Annotated in this window: 4 protein-coding genes; all 4 read right to left on the minus strand. The window is 40.5% G+C overall.

The genetic code is table 11. From position 1 onward, the window contains the following. Positions 1 to 701 precede the first annotated feature (701 nt). The gene (locus O9332_RS04980) at positions 702 to 851 is read right to left on the minus strand and encodes a hypothetical protein (RefSeq protein ID WP_002763274.1); all 150 of its coding nucleotides are present in this window, start codon (positions 849 to 851) and stop codon (positions 702 to 704) included. Positions 852 to 1008: 157 nt separating this feature from the next. After that, on the minus strand, positions 1009 to 1152 hold the full coding sequence (locus O9332_RS04985; RefSeq protein WP_002763273.1) for a hypothetical protein: 144 nt from the start codon (positions 1150 to 1152) through the stop codon (positions 1009 to 1011). Between the two features lie 60 nt (positions 1153 to 1212). Then, the gene (locus O9332_RS04990; protein ID WP_002763272.1) at positions 1213 to 1563 is read right to left on the minus strand and encodes a DUF5615 family PIN-like protein; all 351 of its coding nucleotides are present in this window, start codon (positions 1561 to 1563) and stop codon (positions 1213 to 1215) included. A 2-nt stretch (positions 1564 to 1565) separates the two neighbouring features. Continuing rightward, positions 1566 to 1871 (minus strand): DUF433 domain-containing protein, encoded by a 306-nt coding sequence (locus O9332_RS04995; RefSeq protein WP_002763271.1) that lies wholly within the window; start codon positions 1869 to 1871, stop codon positions 1566 to 1568. Positions 1872 to 2074: the final 203 nt, after the last annotated feature.

Consider the following 2074-nt stretch of genomic DNA (forward strand, 5'->3'; position numbering starts at 1 on the left):
CCCTAGATGTTAAGTCTGATTGCCCAGTCATTCTCAACAAGCACTGTTTATTGAGAATGACCGGGGGAACCCTGAAATTTTCGGCTTAGTTGGTGGCAGCTTGCCGCCAACTCACTCCTCTAGATAAGTATTTTGACTCAGGCATCTTCCTCTTTTGAGACGTTGTGACACTTAGGGTGCGGAATGTGGGTTGGAATTTGAGCGAGGCTGGGCAAAGTTGCCACCAACAGGGCTATACCGCTTAATACGATAGTCTTGACAGAACGTAGATTCATAATTTTTTCCTGAAATTGGGAAGCCGTGTTTACTTGCTAATTTCAGAATATTCGGAGTCTAAGGGTGATGTCAGTCCCAAAATAAGTGGAAATTGACGATTTCAATCGTTTCTACTTTCAGTAATAAAATGGAGGAACGTGGAAATTTATAGGAGTTTTCATAAGAATGAGTTATGGGCAAGGAGCTTAAACTCTTTGTTGGGAAAACTTGTCGATACCTCAGTAACGTGAAAAGTGTTATATAGCGTTTCCCAATCTCATGAGGTACACCAAAATCTTAACTCCTGACTCCTGACTCCTCAAAACCTAAGACTCTGTACCTCACAACTATGGGAATTGCTATAGTTTTAGCCAATTAAGTTAAAGAAAGCGATCGATTTTCTTCTAATTGGTGATTCTAGCGACCGAGGAGAGAATGACGGGTTCTCAAAAATCCTCGAAAATCGGGGCTAGGGTCGAGCCAGACATTCCCGAATCTTCCTCTGTATCCTCTCGATCGATTAACCGTTTCAGGGTTTCGATTTCCCCGTTGAGACTGACAACCGTCGCCGTCACCTCCTCGATTACCGTTCTCATTTTTTGTTCAACGATTCGTTTAACGAGTTGTTCAACATTGTTCTCTTGATCATTAGACCTCTTGCAAAAGTCTTAAGTCGATCCTTGTACAGCAACATTTTTGAAGATTATCAACTACTAATAAATAATTAACTGAAAGTCCCTCCTATTATTGTTTCTATCGTTTGTTTTCGGATTTATGCAAGAGGTCTGTTGTTAACTGGTCACTGTTGACTGTTAACTGTTCCGCGATCGCCAGACTTGACCATGAGAGTAATTTCAGCAGACAAACTACCGTCAGGATTCGAGAATGATTCTTCATGGCTTGGGCGGAATGAAATCTTTCAACTACCGATTCTTACTATAAAGCAGAACTGGAAGTTTATCCCTTAATAAACTCCACATTATTTTCCATCTGTTCAATTGTTTTGACAGAAATTAATTCCAGAATTTGGCGTAATTGTTCCCCAATAGAGTAACGTTGTTGAGGGGCGAGTATTATTCCTTGATGAGATTTACCTTCAGTTAAATACTGAGTGTGTAAGCGGTAAAAATCGCCCCGATTGAAAGTGTATAACACCCTTCCTTGACCAGTAGCATAGTCTAATTGTTCTGAATCGGAGCGTCCCAACATTCCTGCTTCTGTAGCCGTTATTACATCGACTCCTCTAGCTCTTAAAGCCGCTACAAGGCTCTGATCCATCGAGTCTTCATCCAAATATAATGCCAGCATGACTATTTATTTAACTTAGATTGAAGCCACTCCCGTTCAAACTGTTTCACCTCAGCTTCTTCTTGCGCTAAATCAGTTTCAATTTCTTCGCTGTTGGCATGATAGTAAGTTAGAGCCGCATAAACTTTGGCTAAATCTAAATGGGGATGTCCCATCCGGTTTAAAATTTCTTCAGGAGTCAGCCCTAATTTATACCAAGAAGCAAGGCGGCGCACTGTCACTCCTGTCCCAGCAATTGTTGGTCTTCCTCCTCGAATTTTAGGAGAACTATCAATCAAAGTGCCAATTTCAATTGTCGTCGTATTCATGATCTAAATTATTAAGTATTTTAGCCTTTTTATTGTATCACAAATTTATTCAAATCGACCCAATTTGGCTCTTCGGTTTGTGTTATGCAATGGACGGGGGTTATAAGGGATGGAACCCTTATAGAGAAAGGCATTTAGCGATTTTTGTCAATTGTTTTTGCTCTAGAGCGAACTAATCAATTAAGTCTCTTGCCAGATAAGGA

Source organism: Microcystis sp. LE19-10.1B, from assembly GCF_027530565.1.
In the GTDB taxonomy this organism is placed as follows: Bacteria; Cyanobacteriota; Cyanobacteriia; order Cyanobacteriales; family Microcystaceae; genus Microcystis; species Microcystis aeruginosa.